At 73.1% G+C, this 7,193-nt stretch carries 8 protein-coding genes; all 8 read left to right on the forward strand.

Annotation, left to right across the window (positions count from 1 at the left end):
• Positions 1-3 precede the first annotated feature (3 nt).
• Positions 4-1,224: a cyclopropane-fatty-acyl-phospholipid synthase family protein gene (locus tag Q0716_RS03320; protein WP_143898076.1), complete on the forward strand. Its 1,221-nt coding sequence runs from the start codon at positions 4-6 to the stop codon at positions 1,222-1,224.
• A gap of 25 nt (positions 1,225-1,249) precedes the next feature.
• Positions 1,250-1,831 (forward strand): chalcone isomerase family protein, encoded by a 582-nt coding sequence (locus Q0716_RS03325; RefSeq protein ID WP_231572209.1) that lies wholly within the window; start codon positions 1,250-1,252, stop codon positions 1,829-1,831.
• Complete coding sequence (locus Q0716_RS03330; RefSeq protein WP_043702979.1) at positions 1,828-3,180, forward strand: MFS transporter; 1,353 nt, start codon at positions 1,828-1,830, stop codon at positions 3,178-3,180. The genes Q0716_RS03325 and Q0716_RS03330 overlap by 4 nt, the downstream gene beginning before the upstream one ends.
• Positions 3,181-3,255: 75 nt before the next feature.
• Positions 3,256-3,828 (forward strand): DUF3833 domain-containing protein, encoded by a 573-nt coding sequence (locus Q0716_RS03335; protein WP_052231727.1) that lies wholly within the window; start codon positions 3,256-3,258, stop codon positions 3,826-3,828.
• Positions 3,825-4,595 carry an SDR family NAD(P)-dependent oxidoreductase gene (locus tag Q0716_RS03340; protein ID WP_043702982.1) on the forward strand — a complete coding sequence of 257 codons (771 nt, stop codon included), beginning with the start codon at positions 3,825-3,827 and terminating at the stop codon, positions 4,593-4,595. The genes Q0716_RS03335 and Q0716_RS03340 overlap by 4 nt, the downstream gene beginning before the upstream one ends.
• Before the next feature lie 173 nt (positions 4,596-4,768).
• Positions 4,769-5,173: a nuclear transport factor 2 family protein gene (locus tag Q0716_RS03345; RefSeq protein WP_231572210.1), complete on the forward strand. Its 405-nt coding sequence runs from the start codon at positions 4,769-4,771 to the stop codon at positions 5,171-5,173.
• Positions 5,174-5,210: 37 nt separating this feature from the next.
• Positions 5,211-6,848: a cryptochrome/deoxyribodipyrimidine photo-lyase family protein gene (locus Q0716_RS03350; RefSeq protein ID WP_058616180.1), complete on the forward strand. Its 1,638-nt coding sequence runs from the start codon at positions 5,211-5,213 to the stop codon at positions 6,846-6,848.
• 4 nt (positions 6,849-6,852) lie between these two features.
• Positions 6,853-7,050 (forward strand): DUF2256 domain-containing protein, encoded by a 198-nt coding sequence (locus tag Q0716_RS03355; RefSeq protein WP_052231728.1) that lies wholly within the window; start codon positions 6,853-6,855, stop codon positions 7,048-7,050.
• The last annotated feature ends 143 nt before the right edge of the window (positions 7,051-7,193 follow it).

Genomic DNA, 7,193 nt, shown 5'->3' on the forward strand with positions numbered 1-7,193 from the left:
CCGCTGCCGCCGCGCGGTTCCGACGGCGCCACGGTCCTGCCGCGGCGCGTGCCGGCGTCCGCGCGTGCCGTGCTGCGCCTGCTGCAGCGGCTGCCGCACGGCCATCTGGAACTCGTCACACCCGATGGGCAAGCGCTGCACTTCGGTGCCGGTACCGCGCCGCACGCCCGGCTGGAACTGCACGACTGGTCCGCCGCCACCGCGGCGCTGCGCAGCGGGGACATCGGCTTTGCCGAGGCGTACCTGGACGGGCTGTGGAGCACGCCGGACCTGCCGGCGTTGCTGCGCCTGATGCTGGCCAACCGTCACGCGCTGGAAGACGTCATCCACGGCTCGTGGGCCGGGCGGCTGCTGTACCGCCTGCGCCACCGGCTGCGGCGCAACACGCGCAGCGGCAGCCGGCGCAACATCCACGCGCACTACGACCTGGGCAACGCGTTTTACCGGCTGTGGCTGGACGAGACGATGACCTACTCGGCCGCGTGGTTCGACGGCGACCCGCAGCGCGATCTGGCCAGCGCGCAGCGCGCCAAGATCGGGCGGGCGCTGCGCATGGCCGGCGTCGGCCCGGATGCCCGCCTGCTCGAAATCGGCTGCGGCTGGGGGGCACTGGCGGAAACGGCGGCGCGCGACTTCGGCGCACGCGTGACGGGCGTCACGCTGTCGACCGAGCAGCTGACGCACGGCTGCGCGCGCATCGCCGCGGCGGGCCTGAGCGACCGCGTGACGCTGCGGCTGCAGGACTACCGCGACATCGCCGACGGGCCGTACGACGCGATCGTCTCGATCGAGATGATCGAGGCCGTCGGCCGCGAATACTGGCCCGACTATTTCGGCGCCGTGCAGCGGTTGCTGCGCCCGGGCGGCCGCGCGTGCATCCAGGCCATCGTCATCCGCGACGCCCTCTTCGAGCGCTACCTGCGCTCGACGGATTTCATCCAGCAATATATCTTTCCCGGCGGATGCCTGCTGAGCCCGTCGGCGTTCCAGCAGCAGGCGCAGCGCGCGGGGTTGCGCATCGTCGACACGCACGCATTCGGCCGTGACTACGCCGAAACGTGCCGGCGCTGGCGGCAGGCCTTCCTCGCCCGCCGCGACGAGGTGCTGGCGCTGGGGTTCGACGAGCGCTTCGTGCGGCTGTGGTCGTTCTACCTGGCGTATTGCGAGGCCGGCTTCGATGCCGGGGATATCGATGTGGTGCAGTACACGCTGCAGCGGCCGTGAGACCGGGCGGAGGTGCGCCGGGTTAGTGCTGCTGACGCTCGCGATCGGCTGGGGGCCTGCCGCGGACGCGCACGCCAACGTCGAGCCGCCACCCCCCGCGGTGGCACCGGCCGACGCGGCCGCCGCCCTGCTGCCCGGGGCGACGATCGTCGGCACGGGCACGCTGCGGTTTCTGGGGATGGCGGTGTACGACGCCCGGCTGCTGGCCGCGCCCGGCTGGCACGCGGGCGCGCTCGGGCGGCAGCCCGTGGTGCTGGAGCTGACCTACCAGCGACGCTTTCGCGGCGCCGACATCGCGCGCCGCTCGCTGGAGGAAATGCGCCGCCCGGGGCCGCTGCCCGCAGCAGCCGAGACCGCCTGGCTGTCGGCGATGCAGCGGCTGTTTCCGGATGTGCAGCCGGGTGACCGCATCGCGGGGCTGTGGCAGCCCGGGGTGGGCGCACGCTTCGTGCTCACGCGTGCCGACGGCCGCGTCCAGCCACTGGGGGCGATCGACGACGCCGCGTTCGCCGAGCGCTTCTTCGGCATCTGGCTGGCACCGACGACCTCCGAACCCGGATTGCGGCAGGCGCTGCTCGGCACCTCGGCCGGGGCGTCGGTGCCATGACCCCGCCCGCCGCCCCGCCCCGATCGGCCTGGCGCTACGGCCTGCCCGGCTTGCCGCTGGCGTTCGCCGCGCTGCCGCTGTACGTGCACCTGCCGCACCATTACGCGACGCTGGGCGTGCCACTGGGCGCGCTGGGCGGGGTGCTGCTGCTCGCGCGGGTGTTCGACGCGCTCACCGACCCGCTGCTCGGGCGCTGGCTGGACGGGGTGTACCGGCGCGGTGCCGAGGCGGTGTGGCGGTGGGCGTGGGTCGCGGCGCTCGTGCTGTGGGTGGGCATGCTCGCGCTGCTGTTTCCGCCGGCCGGCGTCTCGGGCGCGCTGCCCGCGTGGGCACTGGGCGGGCTGGTGGTCACGACGCTCGCGTACAGCGCGCTGGCCATCGCGCACCAGAGCTGGGGCGCGCGGCTGGGCGGTGACGCGCCGACGCAGGCGCGGCTGGTGGCGTGGCGCGAAGGCTGGACGCTCGCCGGCGTGATCACCGCGTCCGTATTGCCGGCGGTGGCGGGCTGGTCGGTGACGCTCGCCGTGCTGGCGGTGGCGCTACCGCTAGCGCTCTTTGCCTGGGGCCGGGGCCCGCACCCGACAGCGGTGGCGAACGCACCCGCCACATCCACACCCGCCACATCCGCGCCTGCCACACCGGTGTCCGCCACCCCCCTCATCCCATCCGATCTGCGGCTGCCGTGGCGACGCCCGGCGTTTCGCCGCCTGATGGCGGTGTTCGTGTTGAGCGGTCTCGCCAGCGCGATCCCGGCGACACTGGTGCTGTTCTTCATCGCCGACCGGCTGCAGGCACCGCAGTGGGAGGCGCTGTTTCTGTCGATCTACTTCCTCGCCGCCGCGGCGGGCATGCCCATGTGGCTGGCAGCGGTGCGGCGCGTCGGCCTCGCCCGGGCGTGGCTGCTCGGCATGGGGCTGTCGATCGCCATGTTCGTCTGGGCGGCAGGGCTGGACGCCGGCGACACCGTGGCGTACGCGCTGGTGTGCGGGCTGTCGGGGCTGGCGTTGGGGGCAGACCTCGCGCTGCCCGCCGCGCTGCTCGCCGGCGTCATCGACGAAACCGGCGACCGCGGCCGCCACGAAGGTGCTTACTTCGGCTGGTGGAACCTCGCGGCCAAGGGCAATCTGGCGCTGGCCGCGGGGCTCGCGCTGCCGGTGCTGGCGCTGCTGGGCTACACCCCCGGCACGCGCGACACCGCCGGGCTGCAGGCCCTCACCGTCGCCTACGCGGTGCTGCCCTGCTTCTTCAAGGCGCTGGCCGCCGCGCTGCTGTGGCACGGCTTCGTGCGCCGCCGGCCCGCGATGCCGCTCACCCAACCCATCGCCGAAAGCATCGTCCCTCCGCGATGACACGCCCCTCCCTGTCCCGAAGCGTTGTCCCCCCGCAATGACGCACCTCCTCCCCGACCCGACTGGAGACCGACCATGGCACTGATCCTGTCCCATCCGCTGCAGCACCGGATCCGGTGGCGGCGGCTGCTGCTCGTCAGCGGTGTGGCGTGGCTGTTAGGGGGCTGCGCGTCGCAGCAGCTCGCCTCCTACGCGGCAGAACGCCCGGCGCTGGACCTCAAAACCTATTTCAACGGTCGCCTGATCGCCCACGGCATGTTCCAGGACCGCAGCGGCCAGGTGGTGCGCCGCTTCGTGGTCGAGATGACCGGCACGTGGAACGGCAACCAGGGGGTGCTCGACGAGCGCTTTACCTACAGCGACGGCAAGACCGAGCGGCGCGTGTGGCGGCTGATCGACGACGGCAACGGCCGCTACCGTGGCACCGCCGACGACGTGGTCGGCGAAGCCAGCGGGCAGGTCAGCGGCAACGCCTTCCAGTGGCGCTACACGCTGCGCCTGCCCGTCGACGGGCGCGTGTACGAGGTGCAGTTCGACGACTGGATGTACCTCATCGACGAGCGCGTGATGCTCAACCGCGCCGAGATGCGCAAATTCGGCATCCGGCTCGGCGAAGTCACCCTGTCGTTCACGAAGCTCGACCGATGAGTGCCAACCCGCCATTTCGCGACTGGCGCGGTAAACGCGCTTGGATCGTTGGTGCCTCCTCGGGCATCGGCCTCGCGGTGGCCGAGGCGCTGCACGCGCGCGGTGCCACCGTCATCGTCTCCGCGCGCAGCGCCGCGCCGCTGCAGGCGTTTGCCGACGCGGCCCCGGGGCGGCTGGCGCTGCCGCTGGATGTGACCGACCGCGCCGCGGTGGCGCGCGCCGCCGCCGAGGCGTTTGCGCACGGGCCGCTGGACCTGATCCTCTTTTGCGCCGGGCACTACCGACCGCAGCGCGCCACCGCCATCGACGCCGAGGAGCTGCTGCGGCACCAGCGCATCAACGTCGAGGGGGCCCTGCACCTCGTGGCCACGTGCGTGCCGCGGCTGCTCGCGCAGCGCAGCGGCCACCTGAGCCTCGTGGCCAGCGTCGCGGGCTACCGCGGCCTGCCGCAGGCGCTGGCGTACGGCCCGACGAAAGCCGCGCTGATCAACCTGGCGGAGACGCTCTACCTCGACCTGCGCCCGCACGGCATCGGGGTGAGCGTCGTGTGCCCCGGCTTCGTGGCCACGCCGCTGACCGCGCAAAACCCCTTCCGCATGCCGGCCCTGATCACCCCCGAGCAGGCGGCGACAGCGATGCTGCGCGGCTGGGCGCGGGGAGTGTTTCACCTGCACTTTCCGCGGCGCTTTACGCTGTGGCTGCGGCTGCTGCGCTGCCTGCCGGATCGCTGGTATTTCGCGCTCGTGCGCCGCGCCACCGGCTTGTGACCCTCCGCAGCACCATGACGCAGCGCACGCCCCATCCTTCCCCGGCCCCTTGGGCCGCCACGCACGACGGAACAGCGTCGCCACCCGCGGCGCGTGCCCACGGCGCACCCACTGCGGCGGCGATCCTCGATGCGCCCCTTGCCAGCTCCGCCGCATCTCCGCTGGAGCGGGTGGTGAACTTTTACGAAACGCTCACCCCCGAGTCCTTGCGTGAGCTCCCGACGGTATACACCGAGGATGCGCGCTTTCGTGACCCGTTCAACGACGTGCAGGGGGTCGAGGCGATCCGCCGCATCTTCGCGCACATGTACCGGCAGCTCGACGACCCGCGCTTTATCGTGCGCGAGCGGCTGGGCGACGCGCAACAGGCCTTTCTGACCTGGGACTTCGTCTTTCGCTTCCGTGGCGAGGCGCGCGAGCGCCGCATCCGCGGCTGCACCCACCTGTGCTTTGCCGCGGACGCTCGCGTGCGCGAGCACCGCGACTACTGGGACGCGGCCGAGGAGCTGTACGCGCAGCTACCGCTGATCGGCGCGCTGATGCGCTGGCTGCAGCGGCGGCTGGCGGCGCGCGATTGAGTCTGTGCGGCGGAATCAACGGAACGGAAGACCTGCCATGCCGGTGCAGCTCGTCTGGTTCAAACGCGACCTGCGCGTGCACGACCATGCACCGCTCGTCGCAGCGGCGCGCGCGGGTGCGGTGCTGCCCGTTTATATCGTCGAACCGAGCCTGTGGCGGCAGCCCGACGCCGCCGCACAGCACTGGGGCTTCATCCGCGAGAGCCTGTGCGAACTCGACGCCGCGCTGCGGGCCGCGGGCGGCCCGCGTGCGGCGCTTCGCGTCATCGTGGGCGAGGCGGTGCCGGTGCTCGCCCTGCTGCATCAGCGGCTGGGACTGGCCGCCATCCACGCACACGAGGAAACCGGCAACGCCCACACCTACGCCCGCGACCAGGCGGTGCGCCGCTGGGCGCGCGCGCACGGCGTCGCGGTACACGAAACCCCGGGCTTTGCCGTCATCCGCGGGCTGCGTGACCGCGACCGGTGGCTCACGGCGCGCGAGCGCTTCGTCGCCGCCCCACCGGCCCCGTGGCCGCCGCCCGTGCTCGTGCCGGCCCCGTGGCCGTGGTCAGCGCCGCCGGGCCTTTCGTCCCCCGCATGGTGGTTGAACGGCGACGAGCTCGCACCCGGCCCATGGCCGGACGCCGCCGCGCTCGGATTGGACCCGGCCGAGCCGCCCGAGCGCCAGCGCGGCGGACGCGCGCGGGGCGAGGTGACCTTGCACGACTTCCTGACCGAGCGGGCCGTGCGCTACCGCGGCGGCATCTCCTCCCCCCTGACCGCCCCCACCGCGTGCTCGCGGCTGTCGCCCTACCTCGCCTACGGGGTGCTGAGCCTGCGCGAAGTGGTGCAGGCCACGCGCGCGCGGCTGGCCGCGCTGGCCGACGCCCCCGCTGCGCCCGCGGACGCGGCACGCTGGCGCGCCGGGTTGCGCGCCTTTGAGAGCCGCCTCTACTGGCACTGCCATTTCATCCAGAAGCTCGAGAGCGAACCCGAGCTCGAGTGGCGCAACCTGCACCGCGGCTACGACGGCCTGCGCGAGGATGACTGGAATCCAGCCCTTTTCGAGGCGTTGCAGCAGGGGCGCACCGGCTGGCCGCTGGTCGACGCCTGCGTCGCGATGCTGCGCGCCACCGGGTGGCTGAACTTTCGCATGCGGGCGATGCTGGTGTCGGTGGCCGCCTACCCCTTGTGGCTGCACTGGCACCCCGTGGGGCAGTGGCTCGCGCGGTGGTTCTTGGACTACGAACCTGGCATCCACTGGCCGCAGATGCAGATGCAGGCTGGCACCACCGGCATCAACGCCACGCGCGTGTACAACCCGCTGAAGCAGGCGCGCGACCACGACCCCCACGGCGTGTTCGTGCGCCGCTGGCTGCCCGCGCTGCGGCGCGTGCCGGACGCCTGGCTGTTCGAGCCGTGGCGCATGCCCGCCGACGTGCAGCGGCGCTGTGGGGTGCGCGTCGGCGACGACATCCCCGTGCCACCGGTCGAGCTGGAGGCCGCGCTGCGCGCGGCCAAAGCGCGGTTGCACGCGCGCCGGCGCGACCCGGCCGTGCAGGCCGCCGCCACCGACGTCGTGCGCCGTCACGGCTCGCGCCGCGGCATGCCGGCGGGCCGCGACGCCACCGGGCGCGAGCCGGTCGCGCGCCGCCGCGTGGCCACGCCGGCCACCCAGCTAACACTCTTTTGACGCCATGCACCGCAAACCCCACCTGCCCACCAAGATCTGCGCCGTCTGCGGCCTGCCTTTCACGTGGCGGCGCAAATGGGCGCGCGATTGGGAACAGGTGCGCTATTGTTCCGAGCGCTGCCGCCGCCAGCGCGGTGACGCCCGCACGGCGACGGACGCGCCCACGCCCGCCGCGCGCCCCACAGGGAGCCGTCGCCGATGAGTCGATCCCTGCCGCTGGGGGCTCCGGTGGTTCACCTGTTCATCGCCGACCTGCGCCTGCACGACCACGCCGCGCTGCACGCGGGCCTGGCGCAGGCGCTGGCGGAGGGGCGCCCGTGGCTGGCGCTGTGGCTGCCACCACCC

Origin of the sequence: uncultured Tepidimonas sp. (assembly GCF_938045175.1) — a bacterium.
Lineage (GTDB): Bacteria > Pseudomonadota > Gammaproteobacteria > Burkholderiales > Burkholderiaceae_C > Tepidimonas.